Here is a 20,112-nt window from a genome sequence, read left to right on the forward strand (position 1 = left end):
GAGAAATGGCCACCCAGAGCTGGGTGGCCATTTCGCGTTAACGGGCAAATCTGCCGAGAGGACGACCCATGACCGACGAGGAAAGCGACCGCTCCGAGCACGAGCGCCGTCCGAGGTCGGGATCCTTCCGTGACGCCGGACAGGGCGATCGTGCTCCTCGCCGCAGCAGTGAGGGCTCGGAACGACGTCCGTACGCCAAGCGCGAGGGTGCGAGGCCCGCTGCTCAGCGCGGCGGCGCTGCCCGTAAGCCCTCGGTCAAGCGCGACGATGCGGACCGTAAGCCGTACGCAAGGCGCGACGGCGAGACGCGCAAGCCGTACGAGAAGCGCGACGATTCCGGGCGCAAGCCGTTCGTGCGTCGCGACGACGCCGGCCGTAAGCCGTACGTGAAGCGCGACGATTCCGAGCGCAAGCCGTTCGTGAAGCGCGATGACGCCGGCCGTAAGCCGTACGTGAAGCGCGATGACGCCGGCCGTAAGCCGTATGCGCGTCGCGATGACGGCGACCGCAAGCCGTACGGCGCGCGGGGCGCGGGTGCCGGCAGACCGTACCGTACCCGCGACGATTCGGGACGCTCCGGCTTCCCTCGTCGCGACGGCGATCGTCCCTCGCGTCCACGACAGATCGATCGCGCCGACAGGCCCATGGACCCGGAGATCCCCGAAGAGGTCACCGCCCGGGACCTCGGCGGCGCGCGGAACGAGCTGAAGACGCTCAGCAAGGAGAACGCGGACACCGTCGCGCGTCATCTCGCGATGGCGGCTCGTCTCATCGACGACGACCCGTCGGCGGCGCACGAGCACGCGCTGGCGGCATCCCGTCGAGCGGGCCGCGTTGCTCTCGTGCGCGAGACCGTGGCCATCACCGCGTACGCGGTGGGAGACTTCGCGCTCGCGCTGCGGGAGCTGCGCACCTACCGCCGGCTCACCGGGCGCGACGATCAGATCGCGCTGATCGTCGACAGCGAGCGGGGGGTCGGTCGCCCGGACCGCGCCCTCGAGGAGGGCCGCGGTGTCGACCGTGCGAGCCTTCCGACCGAGACGCGCGTGCACCTGGCCATCGCGATGTCGGGCGCCCGGCTCGACCTCGGCGACGCGGTGCGGGCGCTCAGCGAACTGGACATCCCCGAACTCGATCCCGACCGCGCCTTCGCGTGGAGCCCGGCCCTGTTCGATGCGCGGGCGGAGGTGCTCGACGAACTGGGTCGCTCCGACGAGGCCGCCCGGTGGCGGACCCGCGCCCGCATCGCCGAGGAGGCGCTCGGCGGGGGAGCGGGCGACGTCGTCGAGGTCGTGGACATCGACGAAGAGGGCGGCGACGCAACCGATCTCGAAATCGAGGACGGTGTCGCATCCGATCCGGTCCGAGAGGATGCCGCGGCATCCGACGCCGACGCCGTCGCAGACTCCGCGACAGAGGGCGGCGACGAGGAGCGGTCGTGATGCGACTGTTCGCCGGCGCCCGAGAGACGACTCCCCTCGACGGCACCGACGCGGTGCTGGCCGACCTCGACGGGGTCGTCTATGCGGGTCACCGCGCCCTGCCGCACGCGGTGGAGTCGCTCGTGCGCGCGGCCGACGGCCGCCGCCTCGGCTACATCACGAACAACGCCTCCCGCACGGACGAGACGGTCGCCGCACAGCTGCGCGAGCTGGGGCTCCCGGCGCAGAAGGACGACGTGATCACGAGCCCGCAGGCGGCGATGCGCCTGCTGCGCGATCGGGTGCCCGCGGGCTCCCGCATCCTCGTCGTCGGAGGCGAGGGGCTCGTGGTCGAGGTGGAGAAGGCCGGGTTCATCGTCACGCGCAGCGCCGACGACGACCCCGCGGCCGTCGTCCAGGGGTTCTCGCCCGAGGTGGGCTGGTCGCAGCTCGCCGAGGCGGCATACGCGCTGGCGCTTCCGGAGGAGGAGGGCGGCATCCCCTGGATCGCCACCAATACCGACTGGACGATCCCGCAGGCACGCGGCGTGGCCCCCGGCAACGGCACGCTCGTCTCGGCTGTCCACACGGCCGTCGGCCGGTTGGCGACCGTCGCGGGCAAGCCCGAGACCCCGATCTTCGAAGAGGCGGTCGCGCGCTTCGGCGCGCAGAGGGCGCTCTTCATCGGCGACCGCCTCGACACCGACATCCTCGGGGCCGTGCGCGCGGGGATCGCCTCCGTGCTCGTGCTCACCGGCATCGACCGGCCCAAGCATGTGCTCGCCGCTCCTCCCGGGTCGCGCCCCGACTTCATCCTCGCCGACCTGCGAGAGCTGCACGAGCCGTATCCCGCGACCAAGGTGCGCGGAAAGGACGGGGCGGTGACGGTCGGAGCCGCCACGGTGCGCGTCGCGGGGGCCGACGTACAGATCCTGTCGGCGGGTGATCGGCCGATCGACCTGCTTCGTGCCGGCGCACGTGCCATCTGGGACTCCGGCAGCGCGATCTTCGGTCTCCGCGTCCCCGAAGCGCTCTACGCCGATCCGTTCCGCGTCCGCTGACGGCGCGTGCCCTCCGAAGGGTCGGAGCGCGCGCGTATCCTGGAGCAATGTCCGAGCAGAGCCCGCGTCCCGACCTCCTGTCGGCCATCGAGGTGATCGAGGATCAGCCGCTCGCTTCGCGAGCCGATGCGTACGCGGGTCTGCACGAGGAACTCACCCGCCTGCTCGACGGTGCCGGGGGCATCGGCGAGACGCGTCGCGACCGTCCATGACGCCCCGCCTGGACGCGGCCCTCGCGGCCCGGGGGCTCGCCCGCTCGCGCACCCACGCGGCGACGCTGATCGCGCAGGGGCTCGTGAACGTCGACGGGCGCACCGTCGTGAAGTCCTCGACCCAGGTCTCCGACGACGCCGGCCTCGAGGTGGCGGCCGCCGATCACTACGTCAGCCGCGCAGCGCACAAGCTGATCGCGGCCCTCGACACCTTCGGCATCGACGTCGCGGGGCGAATCTCCCTGGATGTCGGGGCGTCCACGGGCGGATTCACGCAGGTGCTGCGCGAGCGCGGCGCGGCCCCCGTCGTGGCCCTCGACGTCGGCCACGACCAGCTCGCGGACACCGTCCGCGCCGACCCGCAGGTGATCTGCGTCGAGGGCTTCAACGTGCGGGAGCTGAGCGCCGGCGCGTTCGCCGATGTCAGCGGGCTCACGGCACCGCCGAGCGTCGTGACCGGAGACCTCTCCTTCATCTCGCTCGCGCTCGTCCTTCCCGCCCTGGCGGCCACGGCGGCCTACGACGCCGACTTCCTGCTGCTGGTCAAACCGCAGTTCGAGGTGGGACGCACGGCCGTCAAGGGCGGCCTGGTCACCTCCGCCGCGCTGCGCGCGGACGCCGTCAACGGCGTGCTCTGGCGGGCGTGGGACGCGGGTCTCGGCACGCGCGGCGTGATCGCCTCACCGCTCGTGGGCACTCACGGCAACGCCGAGTACGTCGCCTGGTTCCGGCGGGGCGAGGGCGGGACTCCGGCAGAATGGTCGGGCACGGTCGACCGACTGACGGGAGTGGCATGAGCGCTGCGCGCAACATCCTGGTCGTCGCGCATGCCCTGCGCGAGGAGACGGTCAACGCGGCCCGCCGCGTCGCCGAGGCGCTCGAGGCATCCGGCGCCCGTCCCGTCTTCGCCGCCGGAGACCGCGCCGAACTCGACAGCGCCCTCGACCACGTGCCCGGCATCGCGACCCTCGGCGAGGACGTCGACGTGTCGGAGCTGGAGCTCGCGATCGTCCTCGGCGGCGACGGCACGATCCTGCGCGCCGCGGAGCTCGTCCGTGGCGGCACCGCCCCCGTGCTCGGCATCAACATGGGCCATGTCGGATTCCTCGCCGAGATCGAGCGGGACGACATGGACGAGGCCGTCCGTCGAGCGATCACGGGCGAGTACGCCGTGGAGGAGCGCCTGGCGCTGGCCGTGACGGTCGTGGATGCCGCGGGTCGCGCGATCTACCAGACCTGGGCGCTCAACGAGGCGACCATCGAGAAGGCCAGCCGCGAGCGGATGCTCGAGGTGGTCGTCGAGATCGACGGGCGTCCGCTGTCGACCTTCGGGTGCGACGGCATGGTCATCGCGACTCCGACGGGCTCGACCGCGTACAACTTCTCGGCGGGGGGACCCGTCGTCTGGCCGACCGTCGCGGCCATGGTCGTCGTGCCGCTGTCGGCGCACGCGCTCTTCGCCAAGCCGCTCGTCGTGGGGCCCGAGGCCTCGGTCGCGATCGAGGTGCTCGAGCGCACGAACGGCACCGGTATCCTGTGGTGCGACGGTCGCCGGTCCCACGAGCTTCCTCCCGGCGCCCGCGTCGTCGTGCACGCCTCGCCGGAGCCCGTGCGCCTGGCCCGGCTGCACCCCGCCGCGTTCACCGACCGACTCGTGCGCAAGTTCCGGCTTCCCGTCGAGGGATGGCGGGGGCCCGCGGCGGCGCCGGAGGCGTCGGCGTGATCGAGGAGATGCGTCTGCGGTCGCTCGGCGTCATCGCGGAGGCGACGCTGCCGCTCGGGCCGGGCTTCACCGCCGTCACCGGGGAGACCGGGGCGGGGAAGACGATGGTCGTGACGGGCCTGGGCCTGCTGCTCGGCCAGCGCGCCGACTCCGGGGTGGTGCGCGCCGGCGCCGCCGCCGCGGAGGTCACCGGCATCTGGGTCGTGCCCGACGAGGGCGGTGTCGTCGAGCGCGTGCGCGAGGCGGGCGGAGACGTGGAGCCTGCCGGGGCCGGCGCCGCGGAGCTGTACATCGGGCGCACCGTGACGGCCGAGGGCCGCAGCCGCGCGTCGGTGGGCGGCCGGGCCGCCCCGGCCGGCGTGCTCGCCGACCTCGCCGATCAGCTCGTCGTCGTGCACGGGCAGTCCGAGCAGCTGCGGCTGCGCTCGCATTCGGCGCAGCGGGAGGCGCTGGACCGCTTCGGCGGCGAGAGCGTCCGCGCGGCGCTCGAGTCGTACCGCTCGGCCTGGTCGGCCTGGCGCTCGCTCGACCGCGAGCTGGAGGAGCTCGTCACGAGCCACGACGCGCGGATGGCCGAGGCGCAGGCCCTGCGGGAGGACCTGGCCGAGATCGAGGCCGTCGCGCCCGTCGCGGGCGAGGACGCCGAGCTGGCCGCGCGGACGGAACGGCTGACGCACGTGGAGGAGCTGCGCATCGCGGCTGCGACGGCGCGCGAGGCGCTCTCGTCGGAGGCGGGCGGTGTCGACGTGTCGAGCCTCGCGGGGGAGGCGCGGCGCGCGCTCGAGCGCGCGGGCGAGGCGGACGCCGTGCTCGGGGAGTACGCCGAGCAGGCCGCGGAGGTGTCGTTCCGCGCGAGCGAGCTCGCGATGGCCCTCTCGAGCTACCTCGCCGATCTCGACGAGACCGGACCGCAGGAGCTCGACGCCCTGCAGGAGCGCCGCGCGGCGCTCGCCGCCCTCGTGCGGCGTCACGGCGGGACGCTCGACGACGTGCTCGCGCTCGCCGCGACGGGCGGGGCCCGGCTCGCGGAGATCGAGGGCGACGACGACCGCATCGACCAGCTGCGCGCAGAGCGGGATGCCGCGGCATCCGCCCTCGACGACGCCGCCGCGACCCTCACGGAGCGTCGCACGTCGGCGGCCGAGCGCCTGGGCGCCGCGGTGACCGACGAGCTGCACGCGCTCGCGATGCCCGACGCGCGCCTGAGCGTGCGGGTCGCCCCCGGCGCCCCGTCGGCGGAGGGCCGCGACGAGGTGGCGCTGCTGCTCGCCCCGCACCCCGGAGCCGATCCCCGGCCGGTGGCGCGGAGCGCGTCGGGCGGCGAGCTCTCGCGTGTCATGCTCGCGATCGAGGTCGTCATCGCGGGCACCGACCCGGTGCCGACGTTCGTGTTCGACGAGGTCGACGCGGGCATCGGCGGCGCGGCCGCAATCGAGGTCGGCCGGCGGCTCGCGCGCCTCGCCGAGACCTCGCAGGTCATCGCCGTGACCCACCTCGCCCAGGTGGCGGCCTTCGCCGGCAACCACCTCACCGTCGTCAAGGAGAACGACGGCTCCGTGACAGCCTCCAGCGTGCGCCGGCTCGAGGGCGCCGCTCGCGAGGCGGAGATGGCGCGCCTGCTCTCGGGGCTCGCCGACTCCTCCGCCGCCCTCGAACACGCGCGCGAGCTGCTCGAGCTCTCGCCCGCACGCGACTGATAGGATAAAAGCCCGTGGCGGAATCTGCATCGGGACCATCGAACGACATCACCAGACACATCTTCGTGACGGGTGGTGTCGTCTCTTCGTTGGGCAAGGGCCTCACCGCCGCGAGTCTGGGCAATCTCCTCACGGCGCGCGGTCTGCGCGTCGTGATGCAGAAGCTGGATCCGTACCTGAACGTCGATCCGGGGACGATGAACCCGTTCCAGCACGGCGAGGTCTTCGTGACCGACGACGGCGCCGAGACCGACCTCGACATCGGGCATTACGAGCGCTTCCTCGACATCGACCTGGCGCAGTCGGCGAACGTGACGACGGGTCAGGTGTACTCGCAGGTCATCGCGCGCGAACGCCGCGGCGAGTACCTCGGCGACACCGTGCAGGTCATCCCGCACATCACCGACGAGATCAAGCGGCGCATGCGCCTGCAGGCCGATGAGGACCCCAAGCCCGACGTCATCATCACCGAGATCGGCGGCACGGTGGGCGACATCGAGTCGCAGCCGTTCATCGAGTCGGCGCGCCAGATCCGCCACGAGCTCGGTCGCGGCAACGTCTTCTTCGTCCACGTCTCGCTCGTGCCGTTCATGGGTGCCTCGGGGGAGCAGAAGACCAAGCCGACGCAGCACTCCGTCGCGGCGCTGCGCTCGATCGGTATCCAGCCCGACGCCCTCGTGCTGCGCAGCGACCGCCCCGTCACGGAGTCGAACAAGCGCAAGATCGCGCTCATGTGCGACGTCGACGAGGATGCCGTGGTCAACGCCGTCGACGTGCCGAGCATCTACGACATCCCCACGATGCTCCACGAGCAGGGCCTGGACGAGTACCTCGTGCGGGCGCTCGGACTGGGCCACGCGAACGACGTGGACTGGAGCCGGTGGGACCGCGTCCTCAAGGCCGTGCACAACCCGAAGCACGAGGTCACGATCGGCCTCGTCGGCAAGTACATCGACCTGCCGGATGCGTACCTGTCGGTGACCGAGGCGATCAAGGCCGGCGGCTTCGCCCACGAGACGCACGTGAGCATCCGCTGGATCCCCTCCGACCTGTGCGAGACGCCCGAGGGCGCCGCGAAGGCGCTCGCGGACGTGGACGGGATCTGCGTGCCGGGCGGCTTCGGCATCCGGGGCATCGAGGGCAAGCTCGGCGCCCTGACGTTCGCGCGCGAGCAGGGCATCCCCACGCTGGGGCTGTGCCTGGGCCTGCAATGCATGGTGATCGAGTACGCCCGCAACAAGGCCGACCTCGCGGGTGCGTCCTCGAGCGAGTTCGACCCCGACACCCGGTTCCCCGTCATCGCGACGATGGCCGAGCAGGTCGAGATCATCGCCGGCGGCGACCTCGGCGGCACGATGCGGCTGGGGCTGTACCCGGCCGACCTGCGCGAGGGGTCGGTGGCCGCCGAGGCGTACGGCGCGACGCGCGTGTCCGAGCGCCACCGCCACCGCTACGAGGTCAACAACGCCTACCGCGACCGCCTGGCCGAGGCCGGTCTGGTCTTCTCGGGGCTCTCGCCCGACCGTAACCTCGTCGAGTACGTCGAGCTGCCGCGCGAGGTGCACCCGTACTACATCGCCACCCAGGCGCACCCCGAGCTGCGGTCGCGCCCGACCGAGCCGCACCCGCTGTTCCGCGGGCTCGTCGGGGCGGCGCTCGATCGCCACCGCGCGAGCGAGCTGTTCGACGTCGAGCAGGATGCCGATGCCTGATCCCGGCGAGACCGGCGTCTCCCGCGGGGCCGACCTGCGGGACGAGCCGCTCGACGTCGAGATCGTCGAGAGCGACGTCGTTTTCGACGGCCGCGTGTGGGACGTGCGGCACGACACCTTCCTCTACAACGGCGAGCGGGTCGCCCGCGACTACGTCGACCACACCGGCGCCGTCGCGATCGTCGCGCTCGACGACGAGGACCGCGTGCTGCTGCTGCAGCAGTACCGGCATCCGATCCGCTCCCGCGACTGGGAGATCCCGGCGGGGCTGCTCGACATCGCGGGGGAGGAGCCCCGCGAGACGGCGCGGCGCGAGCTCGCGGAGGAGACCGACCTCGTCGCCCGCGACTGGTCGCCGCTGCTGAGCATCCACACGACGCCCGGCGGCAGCGACGAGGTCGTGCACATCTTCCTCGCCCGAGGCCTCGCCGACGCCCCCGAGGTGCACGCGCGCGAGGAGGAGGAGGCCGACATCCGCCTGGCATGGGTGCCGCTGGATGACGCGGTCGACGCCGTGCTCGCCGGGCGGATGCGCAACGGCATCCTCGCCTCCGGCGTGCTCGCCACGGCGGCTCTGCTGCGGCGGGACGAGCGCGCGAGCCGCTGACATGCGGGCGGATCGGGCCCTCTCCGCATACCTGCGGCACGTCACGATCGAGCGCGGGCTCTCGGCCCACACGGTCGCGGCGTACCGGCGCGACCTCGAGGACTACGTCGCCTGGCTGGCGGCGCGCGGCATCGACGACACCGCGCAGATCGATGCGTCGGTCGTCGCCGCCTTCGTCGCCGAACGCGCATCGGCGAAGCCGCGGCCCGCGGCATCCTCGCTGGCACGCCTGCAGTCCTCCGTGCGCGGGTGGCACCGCTTCCTCGCGCGGGAGGGCATCGAGAGCGTGGATGCCGCGGCTCGGCTGCGCCCGCCCAAGGCGCCGCTGCGGCTTCCCAAGGCGCTGACGATCGACCAGGTCGAGGCCCTGCTGCAGGCCCCCTCGCCCGAGGACCCCGTCGGGATGCGCGATCGCGCGCTGCTGGAGCTGCTGTACGCGACGGGCGCCCGGGTCTCGGAGGCCGTCGGCCTCGACGTCGACGACGTCACGCGCGACGAGGGTCTCGTGCTGCTGCGCGGCAAGGGCGGCAAGGAGCGCATCGTGCCCGTCGGATCGTTCGCGCGCGACGCCGTGTCGGCCTACCTCACGCGCGTGCGGCCGGGCTTCGCTGCGCGCGGCCGGGCGAACGCCCGGCTCTTCCTCGGCGTGCGGGGCGCGCCGCTGTCGCGTCAGAGCGCGTGGCTCGTGCTGCAGCGCGCCGCCGAGGGCGCGGGGCTCTCGGCGCACGTGTCTCCGCACACGCTCCGGCACTCGTTCGCGACGCACCTGCTGCAGGGCGGCGCCGACGTCCGCGTCGTGCAGGAGCTGCTGGGGCATGCGTCGGTCGCGACCACGCAGATCTACACGCACGTCACGGTCGATGCCCTGCGCGACGTGTACGCCGGGGCTCACCCGCGCGCACGCTGAGGACCGATGCGCGCCGGTGCGCCCCCGGCATCCGCCGTGCACGGCATGCCGACCCGGCTCGGGCGGCGAGGGGCGGCTAGAATCGACCGACGGTACGGCAAGGTCAGGAGAATCGGTGGCGGGCAGCGCGCGGGGCACGAAGAAGCCCTCCGAGACAGGCGACGCGCCCGTCGGCCCCACCGGCCGCCCGTACCACGGCTTCCCCACCCCCGCCCCGCTCGACGGCCACGGTCCCGCACGCATCATCGCGCTCTGCAACCAGAAGGGCGGCGTGGGCAAGACCACGACGACCATCAACCTCGCGGCCTCACTCGCCAGCTACGGGCGGCGCGTGCTCGCGGTCGACTTCGACCCGCAGGGTGCGCTCTCGGCCGGCCTCGGCATTGCGACCCACGACGTGCCGACGGTCTACGACCTGCTGCTGGACACCAAGCGCGAGCCGCGCGATGTCATCGTCTCCTCGAACGTCGAAGGACTCGACGTGCTGCCGGCCAACATCGACCTGTCGGCGGCCGAGGTGCACCTCGTCAACGAGGTCGCGCGCGAGACGATCCTCTCCCGGGTGCTGCGCAAGGTCGCCGGCGACTACGACGTCATCCTCATCGACTGCCAGCCCTCGCTCGGCCTGCTGACGGTCAACGCCCTCACGGCGAGCCACGGCGTCATCATCCCGCTCGAGTGCGAGTTCTTCGCGCTGCGCGGCGTCGCGCTCCTCATCGAGACGATCGACAAGGTGCGCGATCGCCTCAACCCCGCGATCGAGCTCGACGGGGTGCTCGCGACGATGTACGACCCGCGCACGCTGCACTCCCGCGAGGTGCTCGAGCGGGTCGTCGAGGCCTTCGGCGACGATGTGTTCGAGACGGTCATCGGGCGCACGGTGAAGTTCCCGGACGCCTCGGTGTCGGGCGTCCCGATCACCGACTTCGCGCCCGAGCACTCCGCAGCGCAGGCCTATCTGAGGCTCGCGCGGGAGCTGGTCGCCCGTGGCGACGTCGCCTGAGGGCTCGGCCGGGCAGGCTCCCTCCGACGAGGGCGAGGGCGGATTCCGCGTCTCGCTGGCGAACTTCGACGGCCCGTTCGACCTGCTGCTGAGCCTCATCTCCAAGCACGAGCTCGACATCACCGAGGTGTCGCTCAGCCGCGTCACCGACGAGTTCATCGCATACCTGCGTCAGCTCGGCCCCGACGAGGAGCTCGACCAGGCCAGCGAGTTCCTCGTGGTGGCGGCGACCCTGCTCGACATGAAGGTCGCCGGGCTGCTGCCGCAGGGCGAGCTCGTCGACTCGGAGTCCGTCGCGCTCCTCGAGGCCCGCGACCTGCTCTTCGCGCGCCTGCTGCAGTACCGCGCGTTCAAGGAGGTCTCGGGCTGGTTCGGGGCGCGTCTGCAGGCGGAGGACACGCGGCACGCCCGCACCGTGCGGCTGGACGAGAAGCATCGCGCGCGTGTTCCGGAGCCCGTGTGGACGCTCACGCTCGACGACTTCGTCGCGCTCGCGCTGCTGGCGTTCGCGCCGAAGGAGATCCCGCACGTGCGCCTGGATCACCTGCACGCGCCCCTCGTGAGCATCCGCGAGCAGGCCGCGATCGTCGTGACGCTGCTGCGCGGCCGCGAGCAGCTGACCTTCCGCGAGCTGATCGCCGGGGTGGATGCCCCGGGCATCGTCGTGGCGCGCTTCCTGTCCATCCTGGAGCTGTACCGCCACGCGGCGCTCACCTTCGAGCAGCTCGAGCCGCTCGGCGAGCTGACGCTGCGCTGGAGCGCGGAGACCTGGTCCGACGAGAAACTGGCGACGCTGGGAGCCGACTATGACCGATGAGAGGGAGGCCGCGGCATCCGTCGCACGGCGCCTCGAGGCGATCCTCATGATCGTCGAGGAGCCGCAGAGCCTCGTGAACCTCGCGACCGCGGTGGGCGCGCCCGTCGCGGCCGTGCGTCAGGCGATCGAAGGCCTCGCCGCCGACTACGACGGCGAGGCAGGCGGGCCCGTGCGCGGCTTCGAGCTGCGCGAGGTGGGCGGGGGCTGGCGGCTCTACGTGCGCGCCGAGTTCGACGACCTCGTCAGCGACTTCGTGACGACGCAGGCCCCCTCCCGCCTCTCGCAGGCGGCGCTCGAGACCCTCGCCGTGATCGCGTACAAGCAGCCCGTGACCCGCGGTCAGGTCGCTGCGATCCGCGCCGTGAACGTCGACTCGGTCGTGCGCACGCTGCTGGCGCGGGGGCTCATCACCGAGGTGTTCACCGACGGCGACACCGGCGCCATCCACTACGGCACGACCGACGCGCTGCTGGTGAACCTGGGCATCAACTCGCTCGACGAGCTGCCGCCCATCTCGCCGCTGCTCGACGACGGCGCCGACGGATTCGACGACACGGTCCCCCGATGAGGGCGGACGATGCGGGAGGAGAGCCGATGAGCGAGCGTGAGACGACGGGGCAGGATGCCGCGGCCGACGGCGTGCGGCTGCAGAAGGTGCTCGCGCAGGCGGGCGTCGCGTCACGGCGCGTGAGCGAGCAGCTGATCGTGGAGGGGCGGGTGCGCGTGAACGGCGAGGTGGTCACGGAGCTGGGATCGCGCATCCGCCCCGAGACCGATCTCGTCGACGTCGACGGCGTCGCGGTGCAGCTGGATGCGAGCAAGCGCTACGTCATGCTCAACAAGCCCACCGGCGTCGTCAGCTCGATGCGCGACGACCGCGGGCGCGACGACCTGCGCCGGTTCACGCAGGACTATCCGGAGCGGCTCTTCAACGTCGGCCGGCTCGACGCCGACACGAGCGGCCTGCTCATCCTCACCAACGACGGCGACCTCGCGCACGTGCTCGCGCACCCGAGCTTCGGGGTGACGAAGGTCTACATCGCCAAGGTCGACGGCATCGTCACGGCGCAGACGATCGCGCGGCTCAAGCGCGGCGTCGAGCTCGAGGACGGCCCGATCGCCGCCGACAAGGCGCGTCTGCTGGATGCCTCGGGCCCCCGCACGGGAGGCACGAGCCTCGTCGAGCTGACCCTGCACTCGGGGCGCAACCGCATCGTCCGTCGGATGATGGCGGAGGTCGGCCACCCCGTGCTCGAGCTGGTGCGCCGCCAGTTCGGCCCCCTCCACCTGGGAACGCTTCCGGTCGGGCGCTCACGCGAGTTGACTAAGGTGGAACGCGGCGCGCTGCTCACCCTCGCGCGCCGCGACGCCGCCGACGAGAGCGCAGCAGATGCGCCGCCGCCCGCGTCGCCCCAGTCAGGAGACCCGACGTGACCGATTCCGCCTTAACCCGTGCGTCCGCGACCTCCGTCGCCGCGCGCACGACGGGCACCGTCCGCGTCGTCGGGGCCGGGCTGCTGGGCGCGAGCGTGGGGCACGCGCTGCGGGCCGCCGGCGTCGACGTCGTGCTCGATGACACCTCGCCCGCGCAGCTGCGCCTCGCGATCGACTACGGGGCGGGGCGCGCCGCGCGGGACGACGACCGTCCGACGCTCGTCGTGGTCGCCGTGCCGCCGGATGTCACCGCCGACGTCGTCGCGCGGGAGCTCGCCGCCCACCCCGGCGCCGTCGTCACCGACGTCGCGAGCGTCAAGCTCGAGCCCTACCTGGCCCTCCGCCGTCGCGGAGTGGACCTCACGCGGTACATCGGCTCCCATCCGCTCGCCGGGCGCGAGCGGGGCGGCGCGATAGCGGCCCGGTCCGACCTCTTCGTCGGCCGGCCGTGGGTCGTCTGCCGCGACGAGGAGACCTCCCGCGAAGACCTCGCGCTCGTCGAGGGCCTCGCGCTGGATCTCGGCGCGACCCCCGTGGAGATGACCCCGGAGGAGCACGACCGCTCCGTCGCGGTGGTCTCGCACGTTCCCCAGATCGTCGCGAGCGTCCTGGCCGCCCGCCTGCGGGAGGCGCCCGACGCCGCGCTCGGGCTCGCGGGGCAGGGCGTGCGCGACACGACCCGCATCGCGGCATCCGCCCCCGAGCTGTGGGTGCAGATCCTCGGCGCCAACGCGGGCCCCGTCGTCGACGTGCTCGACGCGCTCGCCGGCGACCTGCGGGGCGTGACCGAGGCGCTGCGCGCACCGGATGCCGCGGGCTCGCGCCGCGCCGTGGCCGACACGATCCGCCGCGGCAACGAGGGCGTCGAAAGACTCCCCGGCAAGCACGGCCAGAACCGCCGCTTCGAGCAGGTGGTCGTCATGGTCGACGACCGGCCCGGTCAGCTCGGCCGCCTCTTCGGCGAGCTCGGCGAGCTCGAGGTCAACGTCGAGGACCTGCGCCTCGAGCATTCTCCCGGGGCCCAGTTCGGCCTCGCCGAGATCAGCGTCGTACCGTCGGCCGTCGGCCGCGCGGTGGAAGGACTCACGGAGCGGGGATGGCGGATTGCGAGCACCAGCAATGACGGGTGACCAGGTGAACCCCGGCGCCGGCGCGGCCCCGGTCGTCGTCGCGATCGACGGCCCGGCCGGCAGCGGCAAGTCGAGCGTGTCGAAGGCCGCGGCATCCCGCCTCGGCTACGACTATCTCGACACCGGCGCGGCCTACCGGGCGCTCGCGTGGCACGTGCTGGCCCGCGGCGCCGACACGAGCGACGCCGCCGACGTGCTCGACGCCACCGGCGACTTCGACTTCTGGATCTCGACCGACCCGGCCGCCTACGCCGTGCGGGTGGGGCAGGCCGACGTGACCGACGCGATCCGCGAACCGCGGGTCTCGGACGCCGTCAGCGGCGTCGCCCGCGTGCCCGCCGTGCGCGAGGCCGTCACGGCGATGTTCCGGCGCATCATGGCCGGCGCGCCGCGCGGGATCGTCGTCGAGGGACGGGACATCACCACGGTGGTCGCGCCCGACGCGCCCGTGCGGATCCTGCTCACGGCGGCCCCCGAGGTGCGCGCAGGGCGGCGCAGCGCCGAGCTGAGCGGCGAGGATGCCGCGGCCGTCGCCGCAGCGCTCACGCGCCGCGACGCGTCGGACTCCGCCGTCGTGGACTTCCTCAGCGCCGCGCCCGGCGTCGAGGTCGTCGATTCCACCGAGCTCGATTTCGAACAGACCGTCGACGCGGTGCTCGCCGTCGTCGCGGAGAAGGCAGGGGTGCGCCATGGCCGGTGACGAGGAGTACGAAGGCGGTCCCGACCGCCTCGCCGAGCGGCTCGCGGAGCTGGACGAGACGCTCGTCGAGCAGCGCGCCGAGACGCTGCGTGCGTCGCTGACCGATTACGACCTCGACGACGAGGACGCCGCGCTCCTCGAGGGGCTCGGGATCGGGGAGGACGGGATCCAGTACTCGCCCGCCCTACCGGTCGTGGCGATCGTGGGTCGACCCAACGTCGGCAAGTCGGCGCTCGTCAACCGCATCCTCGGCCGCCGCGAGGCCGTCGTCGAAGACACCCCCGGTGTGACTCGCGACCGCGTGACGTACAAGGCCGAGTGGCTCGACCGACGGTTCTCGCTCGTGGACACCGGCGGGTGGGAGCCCGATGCGAAGGGCATCGACGCGTCGGTCGCCGCGCAGGCCGAGGTCGCGATCGACCTGTCGGATGTCGTGCTGTTCGTCGTCGACGCCATGGTGGGGGCCACCTCCACCGACGAGAGCGTCGTGAGGCTGCTGCGCAAGAGCGGCAAGCCCGTCTTCCTCGTGGCGAACAAGATCGACGACGCCCGGCAGGAGCCCGAGGCCGCCGCGCTGTGGAACCTGGGGCTCGGCGAGCCGCACCCCGTCTCGGCGATCCACGGGCGCGGCGTCGCCGACCTGCTCGATGAGGTCGTGAAGGTCATGCCCGACGTCTCGGCGGTGGCCAAGGCCGAGATCGGCGGCCCGCGCCGGGTCGCGATCCTCGGCCGGCCGAATGTCGGGAAGTCCTCGCTGCTGAACAAGGCCGCGGGGGAGGAGCGGGTCGTCGTCAACGAGCTCGCCGGCACCACCCGCGACCCGGTCGACGAGATCGTCGAGCTCGGCGGCAAGCTGTGGCGCCTGGTCGACACCGCCGGCATCCGGCGCCGCGTGCACCTGCAGCAGGGCGCCGACTTCTACGCGTCGCTGCGCACCTCTGCCGCGCTGGAGAAGGCCGAGGTCGCCGTCGTCGTGCTGGATGTGTCGGAGACGCTCAGCGAGCAGGACGTGCGCATCATCGACATGGTGCTGGAGTCGGGCCGCGCGCTCGTGCTCGCCTTCAACAAGTGGGACCGCCTGAACGACGACGACATGGAGAACCAGGACCGTCGCCGCTACCTCGAGCGGGAGATCGAGCAGGATCTGGCCCACGTGGCGTGGGCCCCGCGCGTGAACATCTCGGCACGCACCGGGCGGCACCTCGACAAGCTCGTCCCGGCGCTGGAGACCGCGCTGGAGTCGTGGGATCAGCGCATCCCGACGGGCAAGTTCAACGCCTTCCTGTCCGAGCTCGTCGCCGAGCACCCGCACCCCGTGCGGGGCGGCAAGCAGCCGCGCATCCTCTTCGGCACGCAGGCGTCGACGCGTCCGCCGACCTTCGTGCTGTTCACCACCGGATTCCTCGACCCGGGCTACCGCCGGTTCATCCAGCGGCGCCTGCGCGAGCTGTTCGGGTTCGAGGGCACGCCGATCGTCGTCAACATGCGCGTGCGGGAGCGTCGCCAGCGCTGATCGCCGACCGCTGGGCGAGGCCGGGCCGCGGCCGGGCGAGCGTCCGCACGCCGGGTGCCTCGGGGTGTGCGAGGCTGTGGTGATGACGATCCAGCCGCCCCTCCCGGGTGAGCCGCGCCGTCCGCACGGGCCCCGAGACCCCGGCGATGCGTGGGTGATCGCCGACACCGGCGAACGGTACTGGGGACGCTTCGGCGCGGCGGGGCTGCTCGCCGTGGACGCCGACCGCGGCATCCTGCTGCAGCACCGCGTGGCGTGGAGCCACTTCGGCGGCACGTGGGGTCTGCCGGGCGGCGCCCGGCACGAGGGCGAATCGGCGATCGACGGCGCGCTGCGCGAGTCGGGGGAGGAGGCCGGTGTGCCGGAGGGCGCGGTGGCGCCCCGGTTCACGCACCTGCTCGACCTCGGCATCTGGACGTACACGACGCTCATCGCCGACGCGGTGACGTCCTTCGAGCCCGTCATCAGCGACCCCGAGAGCGTCGCACTGGAGTGGGTCGCCCTCGACGAGGTGGACGACCGCCCGCTCCACCCCGGCTTCGCGGCGGCGTGGCCGTCGCTGAAGGCGGGCCTCTCGCACCGCCCGGCGATCGTCGTCGACGGCGCCAACGTGGTGGGCTCGGTGCCCGACGGCTGGTGGCGCGACCGCGCTGGGGCGGCCGGCAGGCTGCGCGACCGGCTGGAGGCCCTGGTGTCGGAGGGCGTGCGTGGGGCCGACCTGGGGCTGCCGCACGAGAGATGGTTCCCGGAGACGACGCTCGTGGTGGAGGGGAAGGCCCGGGGGCTGGATGACGCGGCCGGCGCGCTCGTCCGCACCGTGCGCGCGCCCGGCGAGGGCGACGACACGATCGCCGCCGAAGCCCTGCGCCTGGCGGGCGAGGGCTACGACGTGGCGGTCGTGACGAGCGACCGCGCTCTCGCGGCCCGCGCGCAGGATGCCGGGGCGCACGTGCGCGGGGCCGGCTGGCTGCTCGGCATCCTCGACCGCGCCTGAGTTCCGCGCGGGGGTGCGCTCTCGGGGTGGGGCCCCCGCCCCCGAGTGGGGCAGGTTCTGCGCAACGGGGCAGGCTACAACCTGCCCCGTTGCACGCAACCTGCCCCGTAGCTATCGGGCGTCGATCAGGGAATCGTCATCGATCGCCCGGACGGGTTCTCGCACCGCGACTTCCTTCACCTGTGCGCCGACGGCGCGCCGCTCACTCGCCACGTGCTCCGCGCAGCTTGTCGATCTCGCGGCGCTCGCGCTTGGTGGGGCGACCGGCGCCCCGGTCGCGCACGGGCACGCTCGCGACCATCTCGCGTGGGGGCGGGGGAGGGGTGCGGTCTTCGAAGGCCGCGGCCGCGACGGCCGCTCCCACGCGCTTGGCGATCGGCTGACGCACCACGAGGATGCGGTCGAAGCCCTGGATCCGCACTCGGAGCTCGTCGCCGGGGCGCACCGGCTGCGCGGCCTTCGCGCGCTCGCCGCCGACCCTGACGTGTCCGGCGCGGCAGGCCGTCGTCGCCGCCGAGCGGGTCTTGTAGACGCGGATGGCCCACAGCCACGAGTCCACACGCACGGATGCCGAAGGGGTGCTCTCGCTCGACGTCGGCATGCTTTCGAGGGTAGCCCGAGGTGCACGCGCACCGCCCCCGCCCGCCGACGCGGAGCGGTTCGCAGGCGCATGCGCGAGCAGGTAGGATGGTGGAGTTGTCCACGCGCGAGCGGGGACTTCGGGATGTGGCGCAGCTTGGTAGCGCACTTGACTGGGGGTCAAGGGGTCGCAGGTTCAAATCCTGTCATCCCGACCAATACAGGCTTATTCAAACCTTTGGACTGAGTAAGCGGGTATGGGTCCGAGAGAGAGTCTTCCGCAGGAATGCGGGAGGCTCTCTTTTCTTTGGTCGGTGTGTGGGCTGTCGCGCTGAGGTGGTGCTGGGCGCGCCAGTCGTGCAGGCCGGCGTTGAGTTCGGTGCGTTCGACGCCGATACTCACCTCTCGGTCGGTGACCTGGACGTCGAGTCGCGTGAAGAACGCGGTGAGGAGCTCGCGGCGGACGTTGTCGGGCAGCTGCCTATAGAGCGCGGCGGGATCTTCGAGGAGATCGACGAACGCGAAGGCCTTGTCCACGCCGTGACGGATACGTTCGACCGTCCGGGTGAGCTTCTCGGTGATCGCGCCCTTCTGGAGCGTCACGTACTCGAGGCGTTGGCGCAGTTTCTCGACGGCGATCGTTCCATCGGCGGCGAGTTCAATGAGCCGCTCTTCCTGGCCTTCGAGCTTCTTCAGCTGCTTGCGGAGAGCGTCCTTCTCCTCCTGGTCCGCGGCTTGGAGTTCGACGAGGGCGCGTCGAACTTCCTCACGAACGGACGCGATGTCCTCACCATCGAAGCGTTCAGCCGCGACCCGTCGCGCCACTTCGTCTTCGAGTTCGTCGAGTCGCGCCGACGGCATCGAGCAGTGTCCACGCTGCTTCGCGGTGCAAACGTAGTACTCATACGTGCCGCCATGCCCCTTGTTCTGGCTATAGACGAGTCGACTCGTGCGCCCCTCCGACTTGCATTCGGCGCAGTACAGCAGGCCGCGCAGGAAGTGGAAGTGGACCCGGTCGCGGTCTCCCTTGCGGTTGCGTCCATCGAGGATCTTCTGAACCGCGAGGAACAGCTCCTTCGAGATGAGGGGCGTGTGCCTGCCCGGGTGGAGCTTCCCCTTGTAGCGGATGACTCCGGTGTAATACGGGTCGCGCAGGATCATGGCGAGCTGGCTGCTCGACAGCGGCTTGGCGGCCCGCTTGCTCGACTGCCGCGTGGTCAGGCCCTGGTCTTCCAGCATCATTTGGAGCTGCGTGATCGAGAACTGGTTCGTCGCATACTGCTCAAAGGCCCAGACGATGAGTGACTCGCCCCGGCGTGTCCGGAGACATGATTCCTTGGAAGGATCTGTCTCATGGGACGTCCCAGTAAGTATCCGCGCGAGCTTCGTGAGCGCGCTGTCCGCATGGTCGCCGAAGTGCGGTCCGATTACCCGAGCGAGTACGCCGCGATCACTGCGGTGGCGCAGATGCTCGGGATCGGGTCTCCCGAGACCATCCGGACATGGATCCGACGGCAGCAGGTCGATGCCGGCGACCGGCCCGGCGTCACGACTGACGCGGCCGAGGAGATCAAGCGACTCAAGCGGGAGAACGCCGAGCTGCGGCGCGCGAACGAGAGATGGCGGCTTCGGCTTTCTTCGCGGCCGAACTCGACCGGCCACTGAAGCGATAGTCGCGTTCATCGAGGACCACAAGGACCGCCGTGATGGTGGGTTGCGGTGGGGTGTCGAGTCGATTTGCGCCGTGCTCACCCAGCACGGCTGCAAGATCGCCCCATCGACCTACTACGACGCCCGCGGGCGGGGACCGTCCTCACGGGAGTTGTCCGATGAGCGGTGGAAGCCGATCGTCCTCGCGACCTGGCAGGGCCAGCGGAAGGTGCTCGGCGCCCGCAAACTCTGGCTCCGGCTCCGCCGCGACGGGCACGAGATCGCTCGCTGCACGGTCGAACGCCTCATGCGAGACCTCGGTATCGCCGGCGTCGTGCGTGGGAAGCGGAAGCGGCCGATCGACACGGATCTGCGGGAGACCAGGCCCGCCGACCTCGTCGACCGGCACTTCGCCCGGTTCCGCACGAACCAGCTCTGGGTGGCCGACTTCACCTACGTCTGGACGTGGTCGGGGTGGGTCTACGTCGCGTTCGTGTTCGACGCGCACTCCCGTCGCATCCTCGGCTGGCGCGCCGCGACGAGCATGACCACACCGCTCGTGCTGGACTGCCTCGAAATGGCCCTCTGGACCCGGCGGCGTGAAGGCGTCGCCGGGTTCGGCGGCCTCACGCATCACACCGACGCGGGCAGTGTCTACACGTCGATCGCGTTCACCGACCGGCTCGTCGAGGAAGGAATCGACCTCTCGGTCGGGTCCGTGGGCGACGCGTACGACAACTCGCTCGCGGAGTCGCAGATCGGGCTCTACAAGTCCGAGCTCATCCATCACGAAGGCCCCTGGCGAGACGTCGACGAGGTCGAAGCGGCGACCGCGTCCTGGGTGCTGTGGTTCAACACCGAGCGCACCCACGGCTCGATCGACGACCTCACACCGCTCGAGGTCGAGCAGCTCGACTACGCTCGCAACGAACCGGTCGGAAGAGCCGGCTGA

The 20,112-nt window shown here is 72.0% G+C and carries 19 protein-coding genes, 1 tRNA gene and 1 pseudogene; 19 read left to right on the forward strand and 2 right to left on the reverse strand.

The window, feature by feature from the left end; genetic code table 11:
* Positions 1-68 precede the first annotated feature (68 nt).
* The 17 genes from ACIGCK_RS03810 to ACIGCK_RS03890 all read left to right on the forward strand — a co-directional run bounded on the left by ACIGCK_RS03810 (position 69) and on the right by ACIGCK_RS03890 (position 16,931).
* Positions 69-1,442 (forward strand): primosomal protein, encoded by a 1,374-nt coding sequence (locus tag ACIGCK_RS03810; RefSeq protein ID WP_396663870.1) that lies wholly within the window; start codon positions 69-71, stop codon positions 1,440-1,442.
* A complete protein-coding gene (locus ACIGCK_RS03815; protein ID WP_396664017.1) occupies positions 1,442-2,482 on the forward strand; it encodes an HAD-IIA family hydrolase in 1,041 nt (346 codons plus the stop codon). Before ACIGCK_RS03810 ends, ACIGCK_RS03815 begins: the two co-directional genes overlap by 1 nt.
* Before the next feature lie 47 nt (positions 2,483-2,529).
* Positions 2,530-2,694, forward strand: a complete 165-nt coding sequence (locus ACIGCK_RS03820) for a hypothetical protein (RefSeq protein ID WP_330171451.1) — start codon at positions 2,530-2,532, stop codon at positions 2,692-2,694.
* Entirely contained in the window at positions 2,691-3,491 is an 801-nt protein-coding gene (locus ACIGCK_RS03825; RefSeq protein ID WP_396663873.1) for a TlyA family RNA methyltransferase, read from the forward strand. The genes ACIGCK_RS03820 and ACIGCK_RS03825 overlap by 4 nt, the downstream gene beginning before the upstream one ends.
* Positions 3,488-4,417 (forward strand): NAD kinase, encoded by a 930-nt coding sequence (locus tag ACIGCK_RS03830; protein ID WP_396663875.1) that lies wholly within the window; start codon positions 3,488-3,490, stop codon positions 4,415-4,417. The genes ACIGCK_RS03825 and ACIGCK_RS03830 overlap by 4 nt, the downstream gene beginning before the upstream one ends.
* A complete protein-coding gene (gene recN / locus ACIGCK_RS03835; protein ID WP_396664019.1) occupies positions 4,414-6,114 on the forward strand; it encodes a DNA repair protein RecN in 1,701 nt (566 codons plus the stop codon). The genes ACIGCK_RS03830 and recN overlap by 4 nt, the downstream gene beginning before the upstream one ends.
* A gap of 14 nt (positions 6,115-6,128) precedes the next feature.
* Positions 6,129-7,826 (forward strand): CTP synthase, encoded by a 1,698-nt coding sequence (locus tag ACIGCK_RS03840; protein WP_396663876.1) that lies wholly within the window; start codon positions 6,129-6,131, stop codon positions 7,824-7,826.
* Positions 7,819-8,433, forward strand: coding sequence for an NUDIX domain-containing protein (locus tag ACIGCK_RS03845; protein WP_396663878.1), 615 nt, complete (start codon positions 7,819-7,821; stop codon positions 8,431-8,433). The genes ACIGCK_RS03840 and ACIGCK_RS03845 overlap by 8 nt, the downstream gene beginning before the upstream one ends.
* 1 nt (position 8,434) lies before the next feature.
* Positions 8,435-9,340, forward strand: a complete 906-nt coding sequence (gene xerD / locus ACIGCK_RS03850) for a site-specific tyrosine recombinase XerD (RefSeq protein WP_396663879.1) — start codon at positions 8,435-8,437, stop codon at positions 9,338-9,340.
* A 115-nt stretch (positions 9,341-9,455) separates the two neighbouring features.
* Positions 9,456-10,343, forward strand: a complete 888-nt coding sequence (locus ACIGCK_RS03855; RefSeq protein ID WP_396663881.1) for a ParA family protein — start codon at positions 9,456-9,458, stop codon at positions 10,341-10,343.
* Positions 10,327-11,160: a segregation and condensation protein A gene (locus ACIGCK_RS03860; RefSeq protein WP_396663882.1), complete on the forward strand. Its 834-nt coding sequence runs from the start codon at positions 10,327-10,329 to the stop codon at positions 11,158-11,160. Before ACIGCK_RS03855 ends, ACIGCK_RS03860 begins: the two co-directional genes overlap by 17 nt.
* On the forward strand, positions 11,150-11,728 hold the full coding sequence (gene scpB, locus ACIGCK_RS03865) for an SMC-Scp complex subunit ScpB (protein WP_396663884.1): 579 nt from the start codon (positions 11,150-11,152) through the stop codon (positions 11,726-11,728). Before ACIGCK_RS03860 ends, scpB begins: the two co-directional genes overlap by 11 nt.
* A gap of 26 nt (positions 11,729-11,754) precedes the next feature.
* Positions 11,755-12,594, forward strand: a complete 840-nt coding sequence (locus ACIGCK_RS03870; RefSeq protein WP_330171460.1) for a pseudouridine synthase — start codon at positions 11,755-11,757, stop codon at positions 12,592-12,594.
* Positions 12,591-13,724: a prephenate dehydrogenase gene (locus ACIGCK_RS03875; protein ID WP_396663886.1), complete on the forward strand. Its 1,134-nt coding sequence runs from the start codon at positions 12,591-12,593 to the stop codon at positions 13,722-13,724. The genes ACIGCK_RS03870 and ACIGCK_RS03875 overlap by 4 nt, the downstream gene beginning before the upstream one ends.
* On the forward strand, positions 13,714-14,424 hold the full coding sequence (cmk, locus tag ACIGCK_RS03880; RefSeq protein ID WP_396663888.1) for a (d)CMP kinase: 711 nt from the start codon (positions 13,714-13,716) through the stop codon (positions 14,422-14,424). Before ACIGCK_RS03875 ends, cmk begins: the two co-directional genes overlap by 11 nt.
* Entirely contained in the window at positions 14,414-15,937 is a 1,524-nt protein-coding gene (gene der / locus ACIGCK_RS03885) for a ribosome biogenesis GTPase Der (RefSeq protein ID WP_396663890.1), read from the forward strand. The genes cmk and der overlap by 11 nt, the downstream gene beginning before the upstream one ends.
* Before the next feature lie 82 nt (positions 15,938-16,019).
* Positions 16,020-16,931 (forward strand): NUDIX domain-containing protein, encoded by a 912-nt coding sequence (locus tag ACIGCK_RS03890; protein WP_396663891.1) that lies wholly within the window; start codon positions 16,020-16,022, stop codon positions 16,929-16,931.
* 202 nt (positions 16,932-17,133) lie between these two features.
* On the opposite strand, the gene ACIGCK_RS03895 is transcribed toward ACIGCK_RS03890, so the two are convergent.
* On the reverse strand, positions 17,134-17,532 hold the full coding sequence (locus tag ACIGCK_RS03895) for an RNA-binding S4 domain-containing protein (RefSeq protein WP_396663892.1): 399 nt from the start codon (positions 17,530-17,532) through the stop codon (positions 17,134-17,136).
* A gap of 119 nt (positions 17,533-17,651) precedes the next feature.
* Here ACIGCK_RS03895 and ACIGCK_RS03900 point away from each other — a divergent pair.
* Positions 17,652-17,728: transfer RNA gene (locus ACIGCK_RS03900), tRNA-Pro, on the forward strand.
* Here the strand turns inward: ACIGCK_RS03900 and ACIGCK_RS03905 are convergent.
* The gene (locus ACIGCK_RS03905; protein WP_396664021.1) at positions 17,691-18,977 is read right to left on the reverse strand and encodes a recombinase family protein; all 1,287 of its coding nucleotides are present in this window, start codon (positions 18,975-18,977) and stop codon (positions 17,691-17,693) included. The two genes, ACIGCK_RS03900 and ACIGCK_RS03905, sit on opposite strands and share 38 nt — an antisense overlap.
* Here ACIGCK_RS03905 and ACIGCK_RS03910 point away from each other — a divergent pair.
* Positions 18,864-20,112, forward strand: a pseudogene (locus ACIGCK_RS03910) (IS3 family transposase). The gene ACIGCK_RS03905 and the pseudogene ACIGCK_RS03910 sit on opposite strands and share 114 nt — an antisense overlap.

The sequence above is a fragment of the Microbacterium sp. NPDC078428 genome, from assembly GCF_044542535.1.
GTDB lineage: Bacteria > Actinomycetota > Actinomycetes > Actinomycetales > Microbacteriaceae > Microbacterium > Microbacterium limosum.